Below are 24866 nucleotides of genomic sequence, written 5' to 3' on the forward strand. Positions count from 1 at the left end.
AGCTGGATCAAGCCGGTCCAATCGAGCTCCAGATCTCGGCACTATGCAGCAGCCGCTGCGGCGGCGGGATCGCGACATCGGCGCGATGGATCGTGCAGCGAGCATCCCAGACCAGAAGATCGCCTTGCCGACCGACATGGCTCCAAGCGAATTCCGGGCGGACCGCGAAATCCCAGAGCTCGTCGAGCAACGCATCCGATTCGGCAAGCTCCAGGCCAACCAGATAGGCATGGCGTCGCGAGCCGAGCGCGAGCAGGGACCGCCCGGTATCGGGATGGATGTTTACCAACGGTTGCACGGTGCCGCTGGTCGCGGACTGAATGGACCCGACCGGCCAGAGCGGGGGCCCCTCGTCTGCGGTGAGGAGTTGTCTCGCTTTAAGATGCGCAATCCGGCTTCTGAGCCGAGGCGGAAGTGCGTCATAGGCGGCATACAGACTGTAGAACGTGGCGGCTTTGCCGAGGGTCGCGCCAAAGGGCGTGTAGATGACGGCCGCATTTCCGAAGCGCCGGCTGAGCGCTGTGCGTTCATGATCGGATAGAGTCTGGCCGCGAACGAGCAGTACCTGATGTTTCAGCAGCGCCCGCATGAAGCCGGCAAAGGCCCAATCATCGAACGACCGAAGATCGACGTCGCGGACTTCGGCGCCGAGCGCTCTTGCGGTCGGGATGACCTCGATCAAGCTGCCTGACACCTTCTGCGCGACGTTGCGTCCGAGATTCACGCGCGATCTCCCTCGTTTTACTCAGTGAGGGAAATCAAAACACGGTAATTTGTCGGGCTTGTTTCGGCGGCGCGGCATTTCGCGGGAGGACTGCGCCGAGATCTGCAAATTGTCGGCGCAGTTCGGCGACATGAGTCAAAAGTTGGACGCGGATTAACGCAACCTTGCGTTAAGACGGCTTACGCTGGGCGTGCCGTTCCTTTGATCTGGGTCCGATGCATGATCCGCCTGGAATTGTCGTCGAACGGATCGCGCCGGTGCATGGTGCAGCGGTTGTCCCAGATGACGAGGTCACCGACCTGCCAGACATGCTCCCAGGAAAAATCGGGGCGCGCGGCATAGGTCCAGAGTTCGTCGAGCAGTGCCTCGGACTGCGAAAGCTCCAGACCAACCAGGTAGGCGTTGCGACGGCGACCAAGATAGAGCATTCGCCGGCCTGTATCGGGATGGATGCAGACCAGAGGATGAACCGCGCCGGGCGAGGTGCGCGGATCGTCCGTTGGCGTCACACCTTGACGTACGAAGCCGCCGCTGTTGTAGGTGCCGTCGTGCTTGATCTTCAGGTCCGCGATGCGGCGCTTCAACTCGTCCGGCAAGGCGTCGTAGATCGCATACATGCTGCAAAACGAAGTGTTGCCGCCGACTGGCGGGATCTCCAGGGCATAGAGTGCGCTCGCGATCGGCGGCATGTCGAGATAGGACATATCGGTGTGCCAGACCGCCTCGCCCGAGCCCAGGCTGCCGATCGCCTCGCCATTCTGCTTGACGTTGGAGACGATGTAGATTTCCGGCAGTCCCTCGACGAAGCGGCGACCATTCTCCTGCACTGGTGCCCAGTCGAGTTCGCCGAAGCGGCGGCTGAAGGCGATCAGATCCTGGTCTGATAAGGTCTGACCGCGCACGAGCAGCACGGAGTGCGCGTGGAAAGCGTGCAGGAACGCGGCGAACGTCCGGTCGTCGAGGCGCTTGATGTCGATATTTCTGACCTCCGCGCCGAGTGCCCGCCCGGTCGGAACGATCGTGAGCGACGCAGATTCATCTGCGCGAGGGGTATCGATGTCCATGACCGGATCCTCCGTTAAGAGCTTTGGATCCACCATAGCAGATTTTGCCGATCGGATGCGTCCGGTAAGCAGGGTGTTGCACGTCCTTCCTGTCCCGTGACGGTTATGATCCGTCGCCGAGAGAGTTCGCTTCGATGGAGCGCGACGGCAACCTCGTTGCGATTAGGCCGGCAGGTGAAGCCTCAGCCGTCCCATCAGTGGGACGGCTGCCGAAGGTCAGCCTCGAAATTGAAGCGATCGCGCAGGTTCTTCCGGGAGTCCAGGATGTCCTTTAAAAACGCGCGGTCGGTCTCGCTTGTCATCATCGGCTCGATCAGGTCGAGCTGGTTCATGGCGACGAGCTGCAGGATTTCGGTGCGCGGCTTGCCGCTCGCGTCCCGCGGCAACGCCTGCACGACCTGGATATGTTCCGGCGGTTTCGGTCCCTTCGCGGCCGCAAGTTCGCTCTGCAGCTGAGCCTCGAGCGAACTCCGGTCGGCTTCGACAAAGGCGTAAAGGCCGACCCCTGTACGGCGATCTGCAAAGGCCACGATCGCGGCGTCGCGGACATCGGAGTTCTTGCGGATCAGCTCCATCAAGACCGGAGCATCATTGACCAGACGGCGGCCACCGCCCTCGCGATCGGTGAAGTTGAAGATGCCGCGGGTAATCCCCCGATACACTTTCTTGCCGGTCATCAGCCAGATCCGGGCAAACGCTGACTTGCGCGCCAGGATCTTGCGTTCCTTCGGGGTCAAAGCCTCCGGCGCGTAGGTGCGCTTGTGCTTGAGCATGTGCCGCAGGTCTTCATAGGCGGCGATCCGAAAGAGACGGCTGCGCGTCGAGAAGCACGCCGCGAGCTGAAAATCGGTGACGTAACAGCGGCCGTTGCGGCTCACCAGCCAGTTCTGTTCCTTGGCGAGATCGTTATGCGTGATGCCCGCGCGATGCAGCCGGTGCAGCGCCTGCTTGGCCGAGCGGAAATAGGCGACATTGCCGCGCGGCTTGGCAAGATGCAGTGCGACGCCGTCGATGAAACCTCGCACCAGTGCACGGTTTCCGGCCCACAAGAGACCAGGACCAACATCGAGGTCCTTCGCCAATGTCAGTGCCTTGCGTTCCCTGGCGAACAGATGCCGCGCCAGCAGGAACGACCACCATGGCACTTCGTCGAGCCGGCGCAGTACGGCGTCGACCTCGCCGTCGTCCGTGCGAAAACGGCCACGCTCGACCGTCGAAAACACATCGCGCTTGAGCAAAACGCCATCGCTCCAGCGCGACGACAGCACCCTGGCGTCGTCCTTCGGCAAACTCATCGGAAACTCACGCAGCGGCTGCGATATGAAGATGGTCCGCGATCCAGCGGTCGAGATCGGCGAGGGCCCGGGCGCTGAGCGCCTGTTTTTTGGCAATCGTCTTCTCGTTGCCGCGCAGGCGCGTGCCGTCAGGCTTTTTGGTCGGCGCGCTCGCGAGCGGCGGGAATAGCCCAAAGTTGATGTTCATCGGCTGGAACGAGCGCGGGCCGGCATCGACGGTCTCGATGTGGCCCCCAGTGATATGGCCGAGCAGCGCGCCAAGCGCCGTGGTCGGCGGGGGCGGAGCAAGCTGCTGGCCACATGCATCGGCCGCGGCATAGAGGCCCGCGATCAAGCCGACGCTGGCCGATTCGACATAGCCTTCGCAGCCGGTCATTTGACCGGCAAAGCGCAGCCGTGGTTGTGCGCGAAGGCGCAACTGCTCGTCGAGCAGCTTCGGCGAGTTCAAGAACGTGTTGCGGTGCAGGCCGCCGAGCCGCGCGAACTCGGCGTTCTCAAGGCCTGGGATGGTCCGAAACACCCGCTGTTGTGCGCCATACTTCAGCTTGGTCTGGAAGCCGACCATGTTGTAGAGCGTGCCGAGTTTGTTATCCTGGCGCAGCTGTACAATCGCATAGGGCTTGACGGTTGGGTTGCGCGGATTTGTTAAGCCGACCGGCTTCATCGGGCCGTGACGCAGCGTCTCGTGGCCGCGCTCCGCCATCACCTCAACGGGCAGGCAGCCGTCGAAATAGGGAGTCTTGGTCTCCCATTCCTTGAAATCGGTCTTCTCGCCCGCGAGCAGCGCGGCCACGAACGAATCGTACTGCTCCTTCGTCAGGGGACAATTGATGTAGTCCGCGCCTGTGCCGCCGGGACCGACCTTGTCGTAGCGCGACTGAAACCAGGCCACCGACATGTCGATCGTTTCCTTGTGGACGATCGGCGCGATCGCATCGAAGAAGGCAAGCGCGTCCTCACCGGTCAGAGCCCGGATCGCTTCGGCGAGGGGCTCGGAGGTGAGGGGGCCGGTCGCGACGATGACATTGTCCCAATCCGCCGGTGGCAGGCTGGCGATCTCTCCGCGCCAAAGCTCGATTCGGGGATGTTCCTGCAGCGCCTTGGTCACCGCAGCGGAAAAGCCATCCCGGTCGACCGCCAGTGCGCCACCGGCCGGCACTTGGTTGGCATCGGCGGCGCGCATGATCAAGGAACCGAGTTTGCGCATCTCCGCATGCAAGAGGCCGACGGCGTTGTTTGCGGCGTCATCGGAGCGGAAGGAATTGGAGCACACGAGCTCGGCCGGCGAGGCGGTTCGGTGCGCTTCGGTCATCCGATCCGGGCGCATCTCGTGTAGAATCACACTGACGCCCGCTTCGGCGAGTTGCCAAGCAGCTTCAGAGCCGGCGAGGCCTGCGCCGACGACGTGGACGGGTTCGCGAAGTGATTTGGCAGTCATGGGCGGACAGGTAGCGCGTTTCCTGCTGGAGGGAAATGCGCCATGAGACGTCGATCACGCGGATCGATCGGAACTCCGGCCTCGGCCTCCCAAACGACAACGCCCGCCAGAAGGCGGGCGCTGTCCGTCAAGACGTCGGAACAGGCTATCAGCCGTTGTAGTGACCGGCGGCGACGCGCGGAATGTCAGCGCGGTCGAGACCGATGTCCGCGAGCTCGCGATCGCTAAGCTGCGACAGTTCGGCAACGTTGCGCTGATACTCCCGGAACGCCTGGATCATGCGAATGAGCGAGAGCAACATGAGAATCTCCTTGTATTCACGATTCAGCTTTTGGTCAGAGCCGTATCGTTAAATGAATATAGATAGGATTGCTGCGATGCAGAAGCGCAAATGGTGCGCTGCAGCTAAACGATCAATGCATAGCTTTGGTAAGGGACCATTAAGGGATCGTGAAATCTCATAAATTAAAGTAACTTCAACATGTTGATGGTCTATCGAGCGAATCGGCCGGGTCACCCGAGGGGCAGACGGTCGGGCTCATCGCATTTTCTTGCGTAGGCGCTCCCGTATGAGTGAATTATAGTTCACTTCGCTGATGCATCGAGAGCCATGGACGAGATGCGAGCGGGCTCGGTCATCGGATTTTTCTGAGCCGACCTCCACGGAGCCTGAACTGTTGTCGGGCTTCATTACAGGCCTGTTATCGAAATACTTGGTCCTGCATGCGCCCTTGCGGCCGGCGCGCATCACATTTTCCTCGCGGCGAATTCATTGGGAGGCGGAACTCGTTATGCGACAAAATGTCGCATGGCCCGGCAATGGCGTCGGGGCCGGTCAATAACTGGGGAAATCGCATGAAGATGAAGCTCGTGGGCTCAGCCGTGTTGGTCGCTTCGCTGAGCGCAGTGCTGCCTGCGCAGGCCGCGAAGGTGGGCGGCGGTTGCAGCGGCGCAAATCTCGAGAAGACGGAAACGGCGATCGAGGCCATGGCCGATGGCGACAGCAAATACACGGCCGAAAAGGAAGTCGCTTTGGCGCAGGATGCGTTGCTCAACGGCAAGATGGGAGTTTGCGCCGTGCACCTGTCGAAGGCCGCGCAGGCCGGTTTGGCGAAATAAACGTAGCCGTTTCACTTAAGATATTCGGCCGATCGCCATGGCGATCGGCCTTTCTTATTTCCTAGCCGCCTATGGCGCGTGCGAGAGTTGAGTGGCGAACGCGGCGATGGTGCGGGCATAGACGTCGCTCTTATTCCACTGCTGCAGAACCGCGAAATTAGGACCGCCGGGTTCCCAATCCTTGCCGCGCTGCCAGCCATGGCCTTTGAGATAGTTCGCTGTCGAGGCGAGGACATCAGGCGCGCTGCGCATGAGGTCGCGCCGACCATTGCCGTCGAAATCGACTGCAAATTTGAGCCAGGAGGAGGGCATGAACTGGGTCTGCCCGATCTCGCCGGCCCACGCGCCGCGCATCTCAGTCGGTGACAGATCGCCGCGCTCCACGATGCGCAGAGCGTCCATCAGCTCGGCGCGGAACTCGTCAGCCCGGCGGCAATCGTAAGCCAAGGTCGCCAACGCGCGGATGGTCGGGAACTTGCCGATGTTGACGCCGAAATCAGTCTCCAAGCCCCAGATTGCCACCAGGACCTCGCCCGGCACGCCATAGGCCTCCTCGATTCGCGACAGCACCGAGCCATATTGCTTCAGCATATTGGAGCCGCGCATCAGCCGCGGCGGGATCATACGGCCCGAGAACTCCTCGAAGCTTTGCGTGAACACCTTCTGCGAATGATCGCGCGTCAGCACGCTTTGATCGAACGTCACCCCGTTCAGGCCTGCGGTGACGGCAGCTTGCGAGATGCCTTTTGCCGTAGCCTCCGTCTTGAAGTCGGCGAGCCACGCATCGAAGCTGCCACTGCCACAGGCCGCCGCTGCGCGTGCCGAGTCGAAGGGGGTGAACGCGAATGCCGCGCACAGGGCGACGGCGGGGAAAAAGCGAAAAGCGGACATCGAACGCACCTGGGATGAAATCATTTCAACCGGTATCACGCGGGTCGCCATGTTGGGCGTAACCGCGGCCAGACCATGGCCCACCCATCACGTTGCCGTATGGGACAGGCTGACCTGTCGGCGCAATCATATAAGGATTGCTTAACGCGCCGATAGCGACGCGCGTGGAATGCGGTCTTGAGCAAAGCGAGGCCGCCGCCGACCTCCTCGGCGGCGTAGATCTTGTCAGGGTTCATGGTGTCCTAGACGCCATCGTCCGACCGCCATGGGAACAAGTTGGCAGGGAAATCCGCGGCCGGCTTGCGCCGCGGGGGAGACGGCGGCGCCAGTCGTTCCGCGTTCGGGTCGACCGCGATCACCTCACGATAGAGGTGCCAGGTCGCGTGACCGAGCAGGGGGATCACCACCGCAAGTCCGAGGAAGAATGGGATCGTGCCGATGACCAGAAGTGCGGCCACGACGAGTCCCCAAGCCGCGACCGCAAACGGGTTCTTGGCGGTGACCCGGAGCGAGGTGACCATTGCTTCCAGCGCGCCCGCACGGCGATCCAGCATCAGGGGGAAGGACACGACGGTGATGCAGAGCGTCAGCAGCGCAAATAGAAAGCCGGTGCCGCAGCCGACCGCGATCAGCCACCAGCCTTGCTCGGTGGTGAGGACGCGGCGGACGAAATCGCCAAAGCCGGTCGCCCCGCCATAGCCGAACACGGCAATATAGATCGTCTGCGCTATGGCCACCCAGGTGACGAACAGTGCCAATAGCAGCGTGCCCAATCCGAGCATCGCGCCGAACGAAGGTGAGCGCAGCACCTCGAAGGCATCCCAGGCCGAGCTCACCATCCCGCTTTCGCGTCGGCTGCTCAGTTCGTAGAGTCCGACCGCGGCGAACGGGCCGAGCAGGGCGAAGCCCGCGGCGAGCGGAAACAGCAGCGGAACCACCGAATAGCCGAACGCCGCGCGTGCGAGGATCAAGCCAAGCACAGGATAGATCGCGCACAGCATCAGCGCGTGGCTTGGCATCGCCTTGAAGTCGTCCCAGCCGAGCCGCAGCGCGCGCCACAGGTTGGAAAGATCGATAGTCCGGATGGTCAGCTCGGAAGCGACCGCGTCGCCTGGCCGAGCGTGTGATACGACATTGCCGTGGTAAGTCGCCATGGTCGTTCGCTCCCTTCATCCTGCCTTGCACGTTGCCGGAAGAGGCAGGCACGCCGGTTTCGGAAAGCTCGCGATCTGGCCAGGCGCGACGAACCGACGGATGGCCTCTCGCGAACTGAAGTCAGAAGCATACTCGAAATCATCATCCTCCGCGCTCACGGCTCGGTGACGGTGGATTATATCGCGTTGCACACAACGATGCGTCATTTCGCCGTCATTCCGCCTTGGGTAAGCTTCAACATTGGCCGCGCTGCAGGCGTTTACCGGCGGCGTGGCGGCGGTGGGCCCCGTTTCGTCGTCACGCAACAAAAGGCAGCCGATCAAGTTCTTCACACAAAGTCGAAATCCATTAGGAGCCATTGATGAGCGTCTTTGGAAAAATCATGAGCGCGATTTTCGGCCATCATGCCGAGGCCGCGCCGGCTGGCGGAGCAGCACCGACGCCAGGCTCGACGCCGGCTTCGTCGGCCGCGCCCGCTGCGCCAAGTTCCGCGCCAGCTGCCGCGCCGCAAAGCGTCGATGTCGCGGCCATTGTCGACAAGGCTGCCGCTGCCAAGCATGAGAAGCTGGAATGGCGGACATCGATCGTCGACCTGATGAAGGCCCTCGATATCGATTCGAGCCTCGCCGCCCGTAAGGAGCTGGCCAAGGAGCTCGGCTACACCGGCGACACCAACGATTCGGCAAGCATGAATGTCTGGCTGCACAAGCAGGTGATGGCAAAGCTTGCGGCCAATGGCGGCAAGCTGCCGCCGGAGATCAAGCACTAGGTCTCGTCTCGCTCGTCGAGTGGAACCCTGAAGGGCCCGCCTCGGTGCGGGCCTTTTTGTTGTGGCTGGATTAGCGAATTGTTGTGGCTGGATTAGCGAACATCCGGGTCTCTCCCGGTCGTCGGGTTCGTTGTAGCGCCTGAGGTACGTCTACGGAACCGTTCAGGCCGCGAGATCGCGGTATTCGGGATGCCGGCGCAGATAGACAGCGACGAAGCTGCAGCCTGCGATCACCTTCCGTCCCTCGGCACGGATCAGCTCCAGTGCGCCCTTGACCAGGTCAGAAGCAATGCCGCGTCCGCGCAACGCGAGCGGCGTCTCGGTATGGGTGATGATGACGGCCTGCGGCGTCAGCCGGTAATTGGCGAACGCGATCTTGCCCTCGACCTCGAGTTCGAAGCGGCTTTGTTCTCTGTTGTCGCGCACCGGCATTTGCATCTCTCGCATCACTGATGCCTTTATGTAAGCAGGCTGCTTGGGCCTGCAACATCAGCTCTTCAGCGAAGCCGCGAGCATGGCGCGGACCGACCATGGCTGGCCATCGACCGTGCCTTTGATGTCGTCGATCTTCCATTTGTCCCCCTCGCGCACGAAGTCATAGCGGATGATCTGGTCGGCTTGGTTCTTGCGCTCGGTGCGGTGGCCCGTGAACGATACGGCGAGGGTCGCCTTATCGGCCTCCATCTTCTCCTGCGTGACCTTGAACGAGGCGACGTCCGGATCCTGCGAGTTGGTGACGGGATCGAAGTCGACAGGCCCCACATCGCCCTTCGGCGTATGGGCATCGGCCTTGGCCCAGAGTGCGATTAGCGCCTTCGACAGGAATTTCGCTTTTGCTGCTTTGCTATCGATGATGAAGCCGCCGCCCTCATCTCCCTTGCCGCGGGCCGCGCGGGTGTAGATCGCGGTGAGAATCGCGACGGGATCGTTGGCCATGGGCGCCTGCGCCAACACAGGCGAGGCGAGGAGCGCAGTTGTGGCGGCGAGAACGATACGGCGGTTGAGCATGGCTGTCCTTAATCAAAATACCGCGCGTGCCCCGATGTTGCAGGCAGCGCCCAAGGTTCGTTGTCATGGTTTGTCGTGCAGCACGCCTTTCCGTTCGATGTCGCGGAACGGATCGGTGACATTGTCTTGCTGAGCTTGCAGGCGATTGCAGGAAGGAGATAAACAGAGGGTAAAGAGCGGCGCGGCCGCCACGTCGTTATCCCACGAGGAAATGCCCATGAAGTCTGAGCTCTTCGACATCGTCGCAACGGAACGTCCATGAGCAGCGGCGCGGCGATGGAATTCGCGCCGAACGGCGGGCTGCTTCGGATGTCGCGCCGGGTCATGAATCTCGCGCACATCGTGACGCAAAACGGCCGCAGGCTCGGCGATCGCATCGGCTTCGTGTGGGGGGAGCGATCGTGGACGTGGCGCGAAATCGACGAGATGGTCTCGGCGCTCGCCGCTGCGCTCGCTCAGCGGGGCATCGTCAAGGGTGACCGCATCCTCGTGCATTCGAAGAATTGCGACGAGATGTTCGTCTCGATGTTCGCGGCGTTCCGGCTCGGCGCGGTCTGGGTGCCGACCAATTTCCGCCTGATGCCCGATGAGGTCGCTTATCTCGCCAGCGCCTCGGGTGCGAAAGCCTTCCTTTGTCATGGCGACTTTCCCGGCCACGCAGCGGCCGTGACCGGTCCTGCCTTCACTTGGCGCGTCGGCGAGGCCGGCACGTTCGGCGAGCGCGCGGTGGGCGAGGCGATGAAGGCGCATGCGGGGGTGAGAATTGAGAATGCCGCGGTGGAACACGACGATCCCTGCTGGTTCTTCTTCACCTCGGGGACCACGGGCCGCTCGAAAGCCGCGGTGCTGACGCACGGCCAGATGGCCTTCGTGATCACCAATCATCTCGCCGATCTCACACCGGGCACGACGGCCGATGATGCCTCGCTCGTGGTCGCACCGCTGTCGCATGGCGCCGGCGTGCACCAGCTGATGCAGAGCGCGCGCGGCGCCAAGACGGTGCTGCTGCCGAGCGAGAAGTTCGACATCGCGGAGGCCTTCCGGCTGATCGAGACGCATCGCGTCAGCAATCTCTTCACCGTGCCGACGATCCTGAAGATGATGGTCGAGCATCCCGCCGTCGATCAGTTCGATCATTCCTCGCTGCGTCACGTGATCTATGCGGGTGCGCCGATGTATCGCGAGGACCAGAAGCGGGCGCTGAGCAAGCTCGGCAAGGTCATCGTCCAATATTTCGGGCTCGGCGAAGTCACCGGCAACATCACCGTGCTGCCGGCGCCGCTGCATGAGGAGGAGGATGGGCCCGAGGCGCGGATCGGGACCTGCGGCTATGAGCGCACCGGCATGCAGGTGTCGATCCAGGATGACGCAGGACGCGAACTGAAGCCGGGCGAGACCGGCGAGATTTGCGTGATCGGGCCGGCGGTGTTCGCGGGCTACTACGACAATCCCGAAGCCAACGCGAAGGCGTTTCGCAACGGCTGGTTCCGAACCGGCGATCTCGGCCACATGGACGCGCAGGGCTTCGTCTACATCACCGGCCGCGCCTCCGACATGTACATCTCCGGCGGCTCCAACATCTATCCGCGCGAGGTCGAGGAAAAGATCCTGACCCATCCGGATATCGGCGAAGTCGCCGTGCTCGGCGTGCCCGATCCGGTCTGGGGCGAGGTCGGTATTGCCGTGTGCGTGGCCCGCGAGGGCATCACGGCTCCATCCGAAGCCGACATGGCCGGCTATCTCGCCACCAAGCTGCCGCGCTACAAGATGCCGAAACGGTTCTTCTTCTGGGATGCCTTGCCGAAATCCGGCTATGGCAAGGTGCCGAAGCGCCTGGTACGGGACGAATTGGTCGCGCGCGGGCTGCTTGACTTGACAACGAGGCAGGGCTGAAGCGCGATGCGTCAGGTTCGTCAACCCGGGCCGCCGGTCGCGGAGCGCATCCAGTGGGTTGCAGCGCGCGGCCGTGCGTTCAGTTTCACGGTCCCAACCGGTCTGTCGCTGCTGGAAGCGGTGCGGCAGGGATTTGCCGCCTACGGCTTTGCGGGTGGTGTCGCCAATATCGCCAGCGGCGCACTCGGTCCGTTGGCCTATGTGATGCCCGCGCTCTCGCAAACGCCGGAGCATGCGGCGTTTTACAGCGAGACGTACCGGCCGTCTGGGATCACACGGCTCTCGACGGCGACGATGACGCTGGGGATCCGTGACGATGCGCCGTTCTTCCACTGCCATGCGCTGTGGACGGAAGAGGACGGCCGCAAGGGCGGCGGGCATATCCTCCCTGAGGAGACGATCGTGGCTGAGCCGTTCGTGGTCGACGCCTTCGGCCTGGACCGCGCGGTCTTCATCGCCGAAGCTGATCCGGAGACCAACTTCAAGCTGTTCGGGCCGGTCCAAGTCGCGCCGAGCGATGCCGAGACGACCTGCCGCGCGTTCGCGCTGCGGCTGCGGCCCAACCAGGATTTTGCGGTCAGCCTGGAAGAGTTCTGCCGCGCCCATGACATCAACAGCGCTCGCATCTGCGGCGGGGTCGGCTCCACCATCGGCGCGCGCTTTGCCGACCGCAGCGCGGTCGAGGCGTTCGCAACCGAACTGACCGTAACCTCCGGTGCGATCGTCCCCGGCGAGAGCGGAAAACCAGAGGCCACCCTCGAGGTCGCGCTGGTCGACTACACCGGTGCGTTGTCCCAAGGCCGGCTGCTCCGCGGCGACAATCCAGTGCTGATGACGATGGAACTGGTACTGCAGGTTTTGGAGTAGGACCTCCGCGTTAGTTCTTGTTTTGTTCCATTGAAGGTGCCATTGTGCCTTACATTTTTCGGAGGTTGCGGGGACTGCGGCATGGCCAGGAAGCAACGTGAGATCAGGCTGCCCGCGCCGTACCTGAAACGGCTCTGGCTCGATCCGTCCCGCATTCCCGATCGCACCGCCTATCCGTTCTGCCTGCCGTTCCTGCAGGACGATTTCGAGCTTCGCTTTTCGCATGCGATCACGATCATCGTCGGCGAGAACGGCACCGGCAAATCGACGCTGCTCGAAGGCATCGCGGCGCTCGCCGGCTATGACGAGGCCGGCGGCGGCAAGGGTTATCGCCCCGTCGATCATTCCGAAGCGATTGAGATCATGGGCGGCGAACTGTCGACGGCGTTGCGGGCAAGCTGGCTGCCGAAGATCACCAAGGGCTGGTTCTTTCGCGCCGAGACCTTCTTCTCCGTCGCGAGATATCTGGATGCGGTCGGATATGGGCCGGATTTTCTGTCGCACTCCCACGGCGAAGGATTCCTGCGCTTTTTCGAAGAGCGCTGTCAGCGGCAGGGCATCTACATTTTCGACGAGCCGGAATCGGCGCTGTCGCCGAGCCGGCAGATGGAATTTCTCAAACTGATGCGGCGTATGGACGAGGCCGGCTACTGCCAGGTGGTGATGGCGACGCATTCGCCGATCCTCATGGCCTATCCCAACGCCACACTGCTGCGCCTGACCAAATACGGGTTGGTGCCGGTGCGCGTGCAGGACACCGATCATTTCAAGGCGATGCGCGAATTCTGCGACGATCCGCAAGGCTTCGTGGAGGCGGTGTTCGCGGAGTGAGGTTGCGACGCCATGCATTGGAATTGCCGTGTCGAGAGGAGCTTGCTCAGTTCGCCGTCATTGCGAGCGAAGCAATCGAGGACCATACGACGGCTCTGGATCGCTTCGTCGCTTTGCTGCTCGCGATGACGGAGACATACGACCAGTCCTTCCCGCGGCGTATCACGCCCGGGTTTTGCATCGGCGTTCGCTCCCCTCGAAAGAAGAGGGAGCAGGGAAGGCCGGGCATCGACTGATACCCGCGGCCCCCGTGCGTGAAGAAGTGCACGGGGCAGGAACCACAGGCTCAGCCGGATCGCTCCGGCCTTCCCTGCGCGATGGTTTGAGCGGCTGCTCCGAGCTCTCCCCGGGGACCGGCTTTCTTGCCCCCGTCTCCGCGTGATGCGAAGCATCATCGCGTCGCGACAACGCTGACGCGTTGCGCGGGCGTCAGCACCGGGACGCCAGGACCACACGGCTTGACCGTGCGCATCGGGATTGTTCGTCGGCATGAGATCAGTCACGCTGCAATCCGATGCGCCCCATCGCAGCCCGCACTCGACGTTCGTGACGATCGCGAAGCGTCCCTCATGTGAGGCGGGATGACATGAGTATGCATGAATTCTGAAAAAACGAAAGTGAAATATTTTCGCGGCAGGACCGCACAAGGGCGATCGCTCTGGACGACTTCGCGAAATCAGGTTTTCGGCGCAGATCGTTTTCGCTATCGAAGACGTCGCGAAGCGGCGATTTGCGCGTCCACGCGCCTGACGGGCAAACCACCCCGTCGCGGAAAGAGTCGTACATTTGAATAAGAACGGACGAGCAAGCATGCTGGATCAGAGCCGCCGCGACCAGTTGGAGCACATCCTGCTTGCGCTCGACGATCGGGCGATGGTGCTCGAAGAGCTCGACGGTTTCATCGCCGGCTTGCTGGTCTGTCCCGAGCCGGTTCCGATCGGCGAATGGTTCGCGGTTGCTTTCGGCATGACCGGGGGGCCCACGTCGGTATTCGACACGATCGACCAGGCCAATCGGGTTCTCGGCCTGGTCACGAACTATTACGACGATGTCGCGCTTACCCTTGCGCGACAGCCGGAAAGTTATCGGCCGCTGTTTCCCATCGATGAGCGCAATGGCGACGTGTCGTGGGAATTGTGGATGGAAGGCTTCGCGGCGGCCATGGATCTGCGTCGCGGCGCGTGGACGAAGCTTCTCGATGTCGGGGGCGAAGTAACCGCAGCCACGGCGGGCCTGTTCATGTTGGCCGATATCGCCCGCGAGAACCGCCATGAGCTGCCGGAGGATGAGGTCGCGCGCTTGACGCGGCAAGCGCCGAGGCTGATCCCGCAATGGATCGTGGCCTTATATAGGCGTCGCCTGAACAAGCCCGAACCGGTACGCAGCCTTGCCGATCAGCCCGCCCCGTTCGTCCCTGGGCGGAAGATCGGCCGCAATGAGCCATGCCCCTGCGGTTCCGGCAAGAAATACAAGCGCTGCTGCGGCGCGAATTGAACCGCACTGCGGTCACCGGGCCGTGCCGAGATGATTGCGGTCCGTGACTTTTTTGTTGCGGCGCCGATATCGCCTGTAAGATGATGGCAGGACGCGCTCGGCGCGGCGTAACAAGAACGATCGAGGAAGCGATATGAGGGTAACAATGGCCAGGGCCGTCGCGGTGCTGGCGGCAGTTGCGGTGGCCACGACGGCGTTGACGGCAGCGTGGGCGCACGGCCCCACCCGGCGCAAGGTCCAGGAGCACGTGGAGATCAACGCCCCGCCGGCCAAAGTGTGGGCCGTGATCGGCAATTTCCAGGACATGAGCTGGCTTGGCCCCGTCGCTAAGACCGAAGGCGAGAAGGGCAACGAGATCGGCGCGACGCGACGCCTCACGCTCAAAACCGGCGCCACGATCGAGGAGGAACTCTACAAATACGACGCCGAGAAGATGAGCTATTCCTACCGGATCACCGCTGTCGATGTGAAGGTGCTGCCGGTGACCAATTATTCGTCCACCATCACGGTGTCGCCGAGCGCCGACGGCAAGGGCAGCCTGGTCGAATGGGCCGGTGCCTTCTATCGCGGATATCCCAACAACGATCCGCCGCCGGAGCTGAGCGACGAGGCGGCGATCAAGGCGGTCACCGACCTCTATCATGATGGCCTCGACGGACTGAAGAAGAAGGTCGAGAGCGGAAGCTGACCGGTGCGGGCTCTGCTGATCGCGGTCTGCCTCGTGCTCTCTGGCGCGGTGCAGGCGGAGGAAGCGTTCGTCACCAATCAGCTCAGCGATGACCTCACCGTGGTCGATCTCGCGACGTTGCGGCCGTTGGCCACGATTCCGATCGGCGGCAAGCCGGCCGGGGTCGCGGTGGCGCGCGACGGCCGATTTGCCTACGTGACCAGTCCCGACGACAAGGCTGTCAGCATCGTCGATGCGGCGGCACGGCAGGTGACGGGGCGGATCGAGGTCGGCGGCGGACCTCTCGGAGTTGCGGTCGCGCCGGACGGTGCCAAGGTCTATGTCGCGGACTGGTACGCGGCGGCGATCCGTGTCGTCGATCCCAAAGCCCGAGCCGTGGTCGCGAGCATCGCAGTCGGCGCCTCGCCCTCGGGGCTCGCGCTCACGCCGGACGGCAAGCTGCTGCTGTCAGCGGACCGCGACGATGACAGCGTCTCCGTCGTCGACACCGCGACGCGCGAGCGCAAGGCTGTGATCAAGGTCGGCACACGGCCGTTCGGCGTCACCATCGATGCCGAGGGCCGGCGTGCCTACACCGCGAATGTCGGCTCCAACGATGTCTCGGTGATCGACCTTGCTGATAACAGCGAGGTCGGGCGGGTGAAGGTCGGGCTAAGGCCCTATGCGGTCGCGCTCGCGCAAGGCAAAGCCTTCGTCACCGACCAGTACGACGGGACCGTCAGCGTGTTCGACCTGGCGAGCCTTAAGCCGCTCAAGCGCATCACCGTCGGCGACTATCCGGAGGGAATCGCGGCAACGGGTGACGGCCAGCGCATCATCGTTGCGAACTGGGAAAGCAACACGCTCAGCATCATCGATGCCGTTGAGCTGAAAGTAGTGAGCGAGGTCAAGGTGGGTGACGGCCCGCGCGCGTTCGGGGCGTTTCTGCGGCGGTGAGGGCGCCGCGCAAGCGTACTTGGCACAGTCCCGTAGGGTGCGCAAAGCGAAGCGTGCCGCCTATCTTCGCCACGGCAAGCATGGTGGGCACGGCGCTCTTTGAAGTCCGACAACCGCCACCGCAATCTCCTCCATGTGCTCGAACACCACATCAGGCCGGTGCGCGATCAGCGCTGGTCGCGCCGCATAGCCCCAGGTGACCGCGCCGCAGGTAATGCCGGCGGCGCGCGCGGCCTCGATGTCGCGGATCTCGTCTCCGATCGAAATCGCCTGCGCCGGTTCGAGCCGGGCGCGCCTCAGCACGCGGCGAAATTTCTGTGCCTTGCCGAAGACCGATGCAGAGCAATCGAAATCGGCAAACAGCGCGGCCAGCGGCCCGAGCTTCTGTCGCGCGTTGGCTTCCGTATTGGAGGAGACCAGCGCGAGAGTGACACCGTTGGCCACGAGCGCGCCGAGCATGGTGTCGACGCCATCGAACAACGGAATGGTCGCGGCAGCAGCAGTCTTCAGCTTGCGCATGTGGCGCGCGATCAGCGGCAGCTTCCACATCGGCACCTCGAGGAAGTCCAGGATCTCGCGGGTCGAGGCGTGCCGCAGCGTCTCCACGTCCTCTTCTTGCACGCGGCGGAAACGATAGCGGTCGGCAACCAGGTTCACGGTGCGCGCGAACCAAGGGAAGCTGTCGACCAGCGTGCCGTCGAGATCGAAGATGGCGAGGGAATAGGGCATCAAGGGCAGGCGAGACTCTCGTTGGACAGCTACGTTACTCTTTCGCGCGTGACAAGCCGAAGAATGGTCAGCTCCCAGCGATCCGATCGCGCCTTCGTCGCCGCCACACCTGCACTGTTGCTGCGAAGGCGCGCGTGCGCGGGGACCCATAATCCCGGAGCTCTCGTTGGACGTGAGATGTCGCTGCAACACAGCGGCGGCGGTGATCATAGGTCCCTGTGTCTGGAAAGTCGGCTCAAGGCCGGGACGACAGTTCGCATGCGGCAGGCAATGAGGGTCTGATCGCTGTCCCATGTTGCGAAAGTAAGATCATCATCACGGCCCATCACCTTCGCTCACGTCTTTTGTGCGGTGGCAGACGGAACGCTCCCGCGGTGCAGCGGTTGACCTGTCACACAGCCAAAGGAGCATTCACATGCTACGCAAGACACAATTTGCCGCAGTGGCGGCCGCAACCCTGATCGCCGGAACCGCCGGCGCGTTCGCGCAGGGCTATGCCCATTATGACTCGATGGCCTGGGTTCCCGGTCCTGGCTATGCCGCCGGCCCGGCTGACAGCTATGACGCCGTCCCGCCGCGGCCGACCTATTACCGGAGCTATGGCTGGAACGGCTACGGCACCTACGGTAACGGCACGAACCACCCGACTCCGGGCTCGACCCAGGGCGACGTCGGCCCACAGGGCAACAACAACGGCACGGTGACGGGCGTCTATCGCTACCAGCCTTGGTGACACCGGCAAGAGTGATTAGCTCAACAAAGACCCGCCGCTCGTGACCGAGCGGCGGGTCTGTTCGGTGACCTCTTAGGCTTCTAACTCACTCCGCCGCTTCGCTGGCACTGCCGCTGCGCTTCTTCGGCTTCGATGACTTTTCCAGCACTGGCTTCAGGAACTGCCCGGTGTAGCTGCGCGGCGCCTTGACGATGTCCTCCGGCGGACCCCAGGCGACGATCTCGCCGCCGCCGTCGCCGCCTTCGGGGCCGAGATCGATCACCCAGTCCGCCGTCTTGATGACTTCGAGATTGTGCTCGATCACCACCACCGTGTTGCCCTGCGCGACCAGCTCGTGCAGCACCTCCAAGAGCTTTTTGACGTCGTGGAAGTGCAGGCCCGTGGTCGGCTCGTCCAGGATGTAGAGCGTGCGGCCGGTCGCGCGCTTCGACAATTCCTTGGCGAGCTTGACGCGCTGCGCCTCGCCGCCGGACAGCGTGGTGGCTTGCTGTCCCACATGGATGTAGTCGAGCCCGACGCGGTGGAGCGTCTTGAAGGTCTCGCGCACGCGGGGCACCGCCTTGAAGAACTCGGCGGCTTCCTCGACCGTCATGTCGAGCACATCGGCGATCGACTTGCCCTTGAACAGCACATCGAGCGTCTCGCGGTTGTAGCGCTTGCCCTTGCAGACGTCGCAGGTGACGTAGACGTCGGGCAGGAAGTGCATCTCGATCTTGATGACGCCGTCGCCCTGGCAGGCCTCGCAGCGGCCGCCCTTGACGTTGAAGGAAAAGCGGCCGGGCTCGTAGCCGCGCGCCTTCGCTTCCGGCAGGCCGGCGAACCATTCGCGGATCGGCGTGAAGGCGCCGGTATAGGTCGCAGGGTTCGAGCGCGGGGTGCGGCCGATCGGCGACTGGTCGATGTCGATGATCTTGTCGATATGCTCCAGCCCCTCGATGCGATCGTGCGGCGCGGCCGCCTCGTTGGCGCCGTTGAGCTTGCGGGCGATTGCCTTGTAGAGCGTGTCGATCAGCAGGGTCGACTTGCCGCCGCCGGAGACGCCGGTGATGCAGGTGAACAGCCCGAGCGGAATCTCGGCCGAGACGTTCTTGAGGTTATTGCCGCGCGCGTTCACCACCTTGATGGTGCGGCGATGGTTCGGCGGGCGCCGCTCCGGCACCGCGACCTCGAGCTCGCCGGTGAGATATTTGCCGGTCAGCGATTTCGGGTTGCGCATGATCTCGGCGGGCGTGCCCTGGGCGATGATGTGGCCGCCATGCATGCCGGCGCCGGGCCCGATGTCGAGCACGTAATCGGCAAGGCGAATGGCGTCCTCGTCATGCTCGACCACGATCACGGTGTTGCCGAGGTCGCGCAGGCGCTTCAAGGTGTCGAGCAAGCGGGCATTGTCGCGCTGGTGCAGGCCGATCGAGGGCTCGTCGAGCACGTAGAGCACCCCGGTCAGGCCCGAGCCGATCTGCGAGGCCAGGCGGATGCGCTGGCTCTCGCCGCCGGAGAGGGTGCCGGAGGAGCGCGACAGCGTCAGATAATTGAGGCCGACGTCGAGCAGGAAGGTCAGACGCTCGCGGATCTCCTTCAGGATGCGTGCGGCGATCTCGCTTTGCTGCGCATTCAGGCTCTCCGGAACGTCGGCGAACCATTCGCCGGCAGCCTTGACGCTGAGATTGCTGATCTCGCCGATGTGCTTGCCGGCGACCTTGACGCACAGCGCCTCGGGCTTGAGCCGGTAGCCGTTGCAGGCGGCGCAGGGCACGTCGTTGAAATATTTGCCGAGCTCTTCGCGCGCCCATTCGCTCTCGGTCTCGCGGAAGCGGCGCTCGATATTGGTGATGACGCCCTCGAACGGCTTCTTGGTGTCGTAGGAGCGGACGCCGTCCTCATAGGTGAACTTGATCTCGTCGTCGCCGGAGCCGTGGAGCAGGGCGTTCTGCACCTTCTTCGGCAGGTCCTTCCACTTGGTGTCGAGCGTGAACTTGTAGAATTTGCCGAGCGCGGTCAGCGTCTGCAGGTAATAGGGCGACGACGACTTGGCCCAGGGCGCGATGGCGCCCTTGCGCAAGGTGATATCCTTGTCGGGGATGACGAGATCGGCATCGACATGCTGCTCGACGCCGAGGCCGCCGCATTCCGGGCAGGCGCCATAGGGATTGTTGAAGGAGAACAGCCGCGGCTCGATCTCGGGAATGGTGAAGCCGGAGACGGGGCAGGCGAACTTCTCCGAGAACAGGATGCGCTCGGGCCCGCTCTTGTCGTGGATTTTGGCGGTCTTCTTCTTCTCCTCGGCCGGCGCCGAGGCGGGGGCATCCGCGAACTCGATCACCGCCAGCCCTTCGGCCAGCTTCAGCGCGGTCTCGAAGCTCTCGGCGAGCCGCTGGCCGATGTCGGAGCGCACGACGATGCGGTCGACCACGACGTCGATGTCGTGCGGAAACTTCTTGTCGAGCGTGGGCGCCTCGGCCAGCTCATGGAAGGCGCCGTCGATCTTGACGCGCTGAAAGCCCTTCTTGAGATATTCGGCGAGCTCCTTCTTGTACTCGCCCTTGCGTCCGCGCACGACCGGCGCCAGCAGATAGAGCCGGGTGCCCTCGGGCAGCGCCAGCACGCGGTCGACCATCTGCGACACGGTCTGGCTCTCGATCGGCAGCCCCGTGGCGGGCGAGTAGGGCACGCCGACGCGCGCCCACAACAGTCGCATGTAGTCGTAGATCTCGGTGACGGTGCCGACGGTGGAGCGCGGGTTCTTCGAGGTCGTTTTCTGCTCGATCGAGATCGCCGGCGACAGGCCGTCGATCTGGTCGACGTCCGGCTTCTGCATCATCTCCAGGAACTGGCGCGCATAGGCCGAGAGCGATTCGACGTAACGGCGCTGGCCCTCGGCATAGATGGTGTCGAAGGCGAGCGAGGATTTGCCCGAGCCGGACAGGCCGGTGAACACGACCAGCTTGTCGCGCGGGATCTCGACGTCGATGTTCTTCAGATTGTGCTCGCGCGCGCCACGAATGGTGATGGCGCGGAGGCTGGACGGGTTGCCTTGCTGACGCTGCTTGGCCTTGAGCACTTCATCCATTGCGATTCGTCCCACGGCGCGGCTTCCGGCGCCATCGTTGCGGCGCGCAGACCCGCACGCCTCAGGTTCAGGCGCGCTCCGCCGGGAACCGGCCATCGGACGCCAAAGGAGAAGGTAGACCTGGAACGTAGGAAGAACGGCGGTGGATTTCCAGTGCCGTCCGCGAATCATCAACAATGCGCTGGCGGAATGGCAGGGCCTGTCAGCAGGGCTGAACCGTGGTCACCAGAAATCACGCAAAGAAAAAGCCTCCGCTCGCGGGAGCGGAGGCTTCGACCGTGGCCCGTAAAGGCCAGCGATTCTTAGAAGTGGTAGTTGATGCCGACCTGACCGGAGTGGAAGTTGGTCGTGCCGGTTCCACCGTTCAGGCCCGGGAGGGTCGCGAACGTGTAGTTCTCGTTGCCAAAGCTCCGGTAGAGGTACTCGGCTTTGACCGACCACTTCGGGGCGAACATGTATTCTCCGCCCGCGCCGACGGTCCAGCCGCTGTGGAAGTGGCTATCCGAGGACGAGGTGAGCGGGGTGGCGAAGCTGATCTTGCTGTCAGCCCAAGCATAACCGCCGGTGACGTACAGCAGTGCAGGTCCCCAAGCGTAGCCAAGGCGGCCACGCACGGTGCCCCAATCCTGGATCTTTGCGTTGCCGGTGAGCGGCGTGAAGCCCAGACCGGGGACGAGAGCCAGACCCGAGGTCGAGTTGTTGATATCAGCCCAGAGCGCGTCGGCCTCGAGGCCGAACACCACGGGGCCCTGCTGCCAGTTATAGCCGATCGTGCCGCCGGCGGAGCCGCCCTTGCGGTTGAAAGAGTTCGAGCCGTTGTCTTCGCCGGCATAGCCGCCCACGGCACCGATGTAGAAGCCGGCCCAGGTCGGCAGCGGCGCCATCACCGGCGCCTTGGTGTAGGTGCGCGCGGCCAGATCGGCGGCGACGGCAGGGGCCATTCCCAGCGCGGCAAAGGCCACAGTCGTCAGCAGAATTTTCTTCATAATTTTCAGTCCCATTCTTCCTCGTCGCTCCCGCCATAGGTGTGACAGGAACGTACCCGTTCAGATTGACGGAACCGCTATAACCGAGGTCTGCTCGAAAAACCGTCACTTCCGGGCCACAGTCGTGTCCAAAGCACGCCATTGGGAGCAAAAACCGGAAAGGCTTTGCAGCTCAGCCACATCTTCTGCAGGGGGCCGAAACGGCCGCCGCCCGGCCGACGAAAAAGGCCGGCGTGCCGCCGGCCTCTGAATTCGACCTGCTGCGCGATCGATCAGTATCGGGTCAGCGCCGGGCCGCCGAAGCGGTAGTTGACGCGCACGGTCGCCATGTCCACGTCCTGCTTGATCGTGTCGGTGCGGGCATTGGCGACGGCGGTGGCCGGGAAGCTGACGTTGCGGCTACCCATGAACAGGTGATCGTACTCGAGCGCCACCGACCAGTTCGGGGCGAAGCCATACTCAAGGCCGGTGCCGACGGTGCCGCCCCAGCGTGTTTCGCTCGCCGAATCGATCTCCGCACCGGTCAAGGTGGCCAGCCCGCGATACTTGTTGTGGGTGACGGCAGCGCCGCCCTTCACGTACCAGAGCACATTGCCCCAGGCGTAGCCGACCTGGCCGGTGAACAGGCCGATCGCATCGGTCTTGGTCTGGTTGGTGACGCCCGCGGCCAGCGCTGCCGTACTGACATTCGAGGACTTCAGGTCCGTCCAGTCGCCCTGTGCTTCGAGGCCGAACACCCAGCTCGCGGCCTGCCAGCGATAGCCGATCTGTCCGCCGACCACGCCGCTGGTGGCGTTGTGGCAGCCCTCAGGTTGTGTGACCGCCAGCGGCACGCCGGCAACGTTGTTCAGCGTCCAGCAATTATGGCTCCAATCGGCGCCACCGTTCGCGCCGATATAGAAGCCGGCCCAGGTCGGCAGCGGCGTCACGTAGGCCGGCGGAGCCTTGGTGTAAGAGCGCGCAGCCAGGTCAGCGGCGAATGCAGGCGCGATCCCGACGGCCGCGAAGCTCGCAGTCAGAAACAGCATTTTCTTCATTGTCGTCTCCAGTCCCATTGATCCTCTTCCGGACCCCACAGTCCGGTCCCACCCAAGTGGCTGGAGCAGAATTCTAACGAAGTCGCCTTTCAAAGCTGTCACCGCCGTGCTGCATCGAGCGGAAGCTACTGATCGTGCTTAAGGATTGGTAAGCGTTTCGCGCACCGGCGAAACGCTACGGCGCACCGGGGTCGAACTACGGCAAACAAGTTTGTTGTTCGTCAGCTCGATCGCGGCCGATCCTGGCGATTGAGAGCAGGGCAGCTACTTGTCAGTGCTTCGCGACGACCGGACCGCCCCAGCGGTAGTTCACGCGCAACGTCGCGAGGTCCGCGTCCTGGCTCACCGTCTCGCCGCGCGAGGCCGCACCAGCGGGAACGCCGGAGAAATTGAGCGCGCGGTTGCCCATGAAGATGTGGTCGTATTCCGCGGCGACCGACCAGTTCGGCGCAAAGCCGACCTCGATGCCGGTGCCGACGGTGCCACCCCAACGGGTCTCGGCGGCGCGATCGAACACGGTGCCCGCAACTGTCGCCAAGCCGTTGTATTTGTCGCCGACCACGGCCGCGCCGCCCTTCACGTACCACAGCGCGTTGTTCCAGGCGTAACCGACTTGGCCGGTGAACAGGCCGACGGAGTCGATCTTGGTCTGATTGGTGGTCGCCGCCACGGCCTGGCTGGCATTGCTGCCCTTGAGATCGGCCCAGTTGCCCTGCGCTTCGAGGCCGAAGACGAAGGCGCCGTTCTGCCAGCGGTAACCGATCTGGCCACCGGCGAGAGCACCAGTGGCGTTGTGACAGCCCTCTGAGGTCCCTGTTGCCGTGTTCGTCCAGCAGGTGTGGGCAGAGCCGCCCCCGGCGTTCAGGCCGACATAGAACCCGCCCCAATCATAGATGGCGGCGAGCATGGCAGGCGCTTTGGTGTAGGTGCGCGCGGGCAGATCGGCTGCGATCGCCGGCGCCGCCCCCAGCGCCAGCAACGTTGCCGCCCCCAGCAACATTCCCCACATCGCAGTCCCCAAGTCCCGTCCGACGCCCGCACGCACACCAACACCCCCCGCCGCTGGGGTCTATAGCCGTTTTCCCTGTCAGTGGCCGTCACCGAAATGCCACAACGACTAGCCAAGTTCCACAGCTGTCGCGTCAAGCCGGTAGCAAACAAAAGGCCGGCGCGAGGCCGGCCTTCCGGAATTGGTATTTGCCGCGCAATCAGTACGCAATCAGTACTTGGCGATGACCGGTCCGTTGAAGTGCCAGATGATACCGGCCTTGACGGTGTGAACCGTATCCTTCCACTCGGAACGATTGGTCGGAACAGGCGAGTACTGGATCGTGCTTTTGCCGAAATCGATGAAATTGTATTCGAGCTTGGCCGACCAGTTCGGGGCGAACATGTATTCGCCACCGGCGCCGACGGTCCATCCCCAACGCCAGTCGTTCTGAGAGAAGGAGTTGGCCGCACCGCCATTGAGGGCTGCGTCGTAGCGATGCTGGAGGTCGCCGACAGCCGCGCCGCCGCTGATGAAGAGCAGCCACGGGCCGTTCGCCCAGCCAGCGCGGCCCTTGATGTCGCCGAAGCTGCGCAGCTTGGTGAAGTAAGTGTCGCCGAGACCTGCATTGACCACACCCGAGCGGCCGCTGATGTCGGACCAGTGGTAGTCGCCCTCGATGCCGATCAGGTAGTTCCCGAACTGCCAATTGTAACCGGCTACGCCACCGACGAAGCCGCCGGACGTGTTGTAGCTCTGGGTGCCCACGAAGATTGCCGTGTTCGGCGCGCCGAAGAAGGTCTCTTTGCTGCGACCCCAGCCGCCGCCGCCTTGGACACCGATGTAGAATCCGGCCCAAGTGGGCGGAAGCGGTGCGGCGATAGGTGGCGCCTTGGTGTAGGGCCGGGCGGCCAGGTCGGCGGCGCTGGCCGACGTCACCAGTCCAAGAGCAATCAGGCTAACAGCACCAAGCAAAAACTTTTTCATTGCATACCCTTTCAAATTTGCGCGCTTCGTTACGTGCGCTCGGAAGCGCGGGTGTTCGTGTTGGCCGCACTCGCGTTCCGATTGAATATACGACGATTCAACCCATGATGCTGTGTCCGAAAGGCAACAATGGCGCCCAATCAGCGGCGAAAGCCGGGCCATTCGCG

25 protein-coding genes are annotated in these 24866 nt (G+C 63.3%); 9 read left to right on the plus strand and 16 right to left on the minus strand.

The window, feature by feature from the left end; all coding sequences use genetic code 11:
• Positions 1-7: 7 nt before the first annotated feature.
• From QXZ85_RS18785 to QXZ85_RS18805, 5 genes are all read right to left on the minus strand, one after another.
• On the minus strand, positions 8-724 hold the full coding sequence (locus QXZ85_RS18785) for a TauD/TfdA family dioxygenase (RefSeq protein WP_315704114.1): 717 nt from the start codon (positions 722-724) through the stop codon (positions 8-10).
• Between the two features lie 179 nt (positions 725-903).
• Positions 904-1788 carry a TauD/TfdA family dioxygenase gene (locus tag QXZ85_RS18790; RefSeq protein WP_315767815.1) on the minus strand — a complete coding sequence of 295 codons (885 nt, stop codon included), beginning with the start codon at positions 1786-1788 and terminating at the stop codon, positions 904-906.
• 194 nt (positions 1789-1982) lie between these two features.
• The gene (locus QXZ85_RS18795; RefSeq protein WP_315767817.1) at positions 1983-3083 is read right to left on the minus strand and encodes an AMP-binding enzyme; all 1101 of its coding nucleotides are present in this window, start codon (positions 3081-3083) and stop codon (positions 1983-1985) included.
• 7 nt (positions 3084-3090) lie between these two features.
• A complete protein-coding gene (gene trmFO / locus QXZ85_RS18800) occupies positions 3091-4521 on the minus strand; it encodes a methylenetetrahydrofolate--tRNA-(uracil(54)-C(5))-methyltransferase (FADH(2)-oxidizing) TrmFO (protein ID WP_315704111.1) in 1431 nt (476 codons plus the stop codon).
• Between the two features lie 148 nt (positions 4522-4669).
• Entirely contained in the window at positions 4670-4822 is a 153-nt protein-coding gene (locus QXZ85_RS18805; protein WP_315704110.1) for a DUF1127 domain-containing protein, read from the minus strand.
• 554 nt (positions 4823-5376) lie between these two features.
• Here QXZ85_RS18805 and QXZ85_RS18810 point away from each other — a divergent pair.
• Positions 5377-5640, plus strand: a complete 264-nt coding sequence (locus QXZ85_RS18810; protein ID WP_315704298.1) for a hypothetical protein — start codon at positions 5377-5379, stop codon at positions 5638-5640.
• Positions 5641-5709: 69 nt separating this feature from the next.
• Here QXZ85_RS18810 and QXZ85_RS18815 read toward each other — a convergent pair whose 3' ends face one another.
• Positions 5710-6531 (minus strand): lytic murein transglycosylase, encoded by an 822-nt coding sequence (locus QXZ85_RS18815; protein WP_315742254.1) that lies wholly within the window; start codon positions 6529-6531, stop codon positions 5710-5712.
• Positions 6532-6773: 242 nt separating this feature from the next.
• A complete protein-coding gene (locus QXZ85_RS18820; RefSeq protein WP_315751169.1) occupies positions 6774-7685 on the minus strand; it encodes a DUF2189 domain-containing protein in 912 nt (303 codons plus the stop codon).
• A gap of 362 nt (positions 7686-8047) precedes the next feature.
• On the opposite strand from QXZ85_RS18820, the gene QXZ85_RS18825 reads away from it, so the two are divergent.
• Positions 8048-8455 carry a DUF3597 domain-containing protein gene (locus QXZ85_RS18825; protein WP_315704107.1) on the plus strand — a complete coding sequence of 136 codons (408 nt, stop codon included), beginning with the start codon at positions 8048-8050 and terminating at the stop codon, positions 8453-8455.
• 162 nt (positions 8456-8617) lie between these two features.
• Here QXZ85_RS18825 and QXZ85_RS18830 read toward each other — a convergent pair whose 3' ends face one another.
• The 3 genes from QXZ85_RS18830 to QXZ85_RS18840 form a co-directional block, all read right to left on the minus strand.
• Positions 8618-8893: a GNAT family N-acetyltransferase gene (locus QXZ85_RS18830; RefSeq protein WP_315704297.1), complete on the minus strand. Its 276-nt coding sequence runs from the start codon at positions 8891-8893 to the stop codon at positions 8618-8620.
• 51 nt (positions 8894-8944) lie between these two features.
• The gene (locus QXZ85_RS18835) at positions 8945-9463 is read right to left on the minus strand and encodes a DUF3828 domain-containing protein (protein ID WP_315764164.1); all 519 of its coding nucleotides are present in this window, start codon (positions 9461-9463) and stop codon (positions 8945-8947) included.
• Between the two features lie 63 nt (positions 9464-9526).
• Entirely contained in the window at positions 9527-9682 is a 156-nt protein-coding gene (locus tag QXZ85_RS18840; RefSeq protein ID WP_315704105.1) for a hypothetical protein, read from the minus strand.
• Positions 9683-9721: 39 nt separating this feature from the next.
• Between QXZ85_RS18840 and QXZ85_RS18845 the strand changes: the two genes are divergently transcribed.
• The 6 genes from QXZ85_RS18845 (at position 9722) to QXZ85_RS18870 (ending at position 16172) form a co-directional block, all read left to right on the plus strand.
• On the plus strand, positions 9722-11356 hold the full coding sequence (locus QXZ85_RS18845; RefSeq protein ID WP_315704104.1) for an acyl-CoA synthetase: 1635 nt from the start codon (positions 9722-9724) through the stop codon (positions 11354-11356).
• A 6-nt stretch (positions 11357-11362) separates the two neighbouring features.
• On the plus strand, positions 11363-12223 hold the full coding sequence (locus tag QXZ85_RS18850; RefSeq protein WP_315704103.1) for a PCC domain-containing protein: 861 nt from the start codon (positions 11363-11365) through the stop codon (positions 12221-12223).
• A gap of 81 nt (positions 12224-12304) precedes the next feature.
• A complete protein-coding gene (locus tag QXZ85_RS18855; RefSeq protein WP_315704102.1) occupies positions 12305-13054 on the plus strand; it encodes an AAA family ATPase in 750 nt (249 codons plus the stop codon).
• An 810-nt stretch (positions 13055-13864) separates the two neighbouring features.
• Positions 13865-14548, plus strand: a complete 684-nt coding sequence (locus QXZ85_RS18860; RefSeq protein ID WP_316174614.1) for a UPF0149 family protein — start codon at positions 13865-13867, stop codon at positions 14546-14548.
• A gap of 133 nt (positions 14549-14681) precedes the next feature.
• Positions 14682-15236 carry an SRPBCC family protein gene (locus QXZ85_RS18865; RefSeq protein WP_315704100.1) on the plus strand — a complete coding sequence of 185 codons (555 nt, stop codon included), beginning with the start codon at positions 14682-14684 and terminating at the stop codon, positions 15234-15236.
• A 3-nt stretch (positions 15237-15239) separates the two neighbouring features.
• Positions 15240-16172: a YncE family protein gene (locus QXZ85_RS18870; RefSeq protein WP_315704099.1), complete on the plus strand. Its 933-nt coding sequence runs from the start codon at positions 15240-15242 to the stop codon at positions 16170-16172.
• A gap of 60 nt (positions 16173-16232) precedes the next feature.
• Here the strand turns inward: QXZ85_RS18870 and QXZ85_RS18875 are convergent, their stop codons facing one another.
• Entirely contained in the window at positions 16233-16901 is a 669-nt protein-coding gene (locus QXZ85_RS18875; protein WP_316174616.1) for an HAD-IA family hydrolase, read from the minus strand.
• Positions 16902-17316: 415 nt separating this feature from the next.
• Between QXZ85_RS18875 and QXZ85_RS18880 the strand changes: the two genes are divergently transcribed.
• Complete coding sequence (locus tag QXZ85_RS18880) at positions 17317-17634, plus strand: hypothetical protein (RefSeq protein WP_315704097.1); 318 nt, start codon at positions 17317-17319, stop codon at positions 17632-17634.
• Positions 17635-17719: 85 nt separating this feature from the next.
• Here the strand turns inward: QXZ85_RS18880 and uvrA are convergent, their stop codons facing one another.
• The 5 genes from uvrA to QXZ85_RS18905 all read right to left on the minus strand — a co-directional run bounded on the left by uvrA (position 17720) and on the right by QXZ85_RS18905 (position 24699).
• Positions 17720-20701: an excinuclease ABC subunit UvrA gene (gene uvrA, locus QXZ85_RS18885; protein WP_315704094.1), complete on the minus strand. Its 2982-nt coding sequence runs from the start codon at positions 20699-20701 to the stop codon at positions 17720-17722.
• 302 nt (positions 20702-21003) lie between these two features.
• A complete protein-coding gene (locus QXZ85_RS18890) occupies positions 21004-21687 on the minus strand; it encodes a porin family protein (RefSeq protein ID WP_315767913.1) in 684 nt (227 codons plus the stop codon).
• 272 nt (positions 21688-21959) lie between these two features.
• Positions 21960-22724, minus strand: a complete 765-nt coding sequence (locus QXZ85_RS18895; protein WP_315704093.1) for an outer membrane protein — start codon at positions 22722-22724, stop codon at positions 21960-21962.
• Between the two features lie 271 nt (positions 22725-22995).
• A complete protein-coding gene (locus QXZ85_RS18900) occupies positions 22996-23733 on the minus strand; it encodes an outer membrane protein (RefSeq protein ID WP_315767820.1) in 738 nt (245 codons plus the stop codon).
• Between the two features lie 210 nt (positions 23734-23943).
• Positions 23944-24699 (minus strand): outer membrane protein, encoded by a 756-nt coding sequence (locus QXZ85_RS18905; protein WP_315704091.1) that lies wholly within the window; start codon positions 24697-24699, stop codon positions 23944-23946.
• Positions 24700-24866 lie beyond the last annotated feature (167 nt).

It is taken from the genome of Bradyrhizobium sp. SZCCHNGR1005 (genome assembly GCF_032489995.1).
Taxonomy (GTDB): Bacteria; Pseudomonadota; Alphaproteobacteria; order Rhizobiales; family Xanthobacteraceae; genus Bradyrhizobium.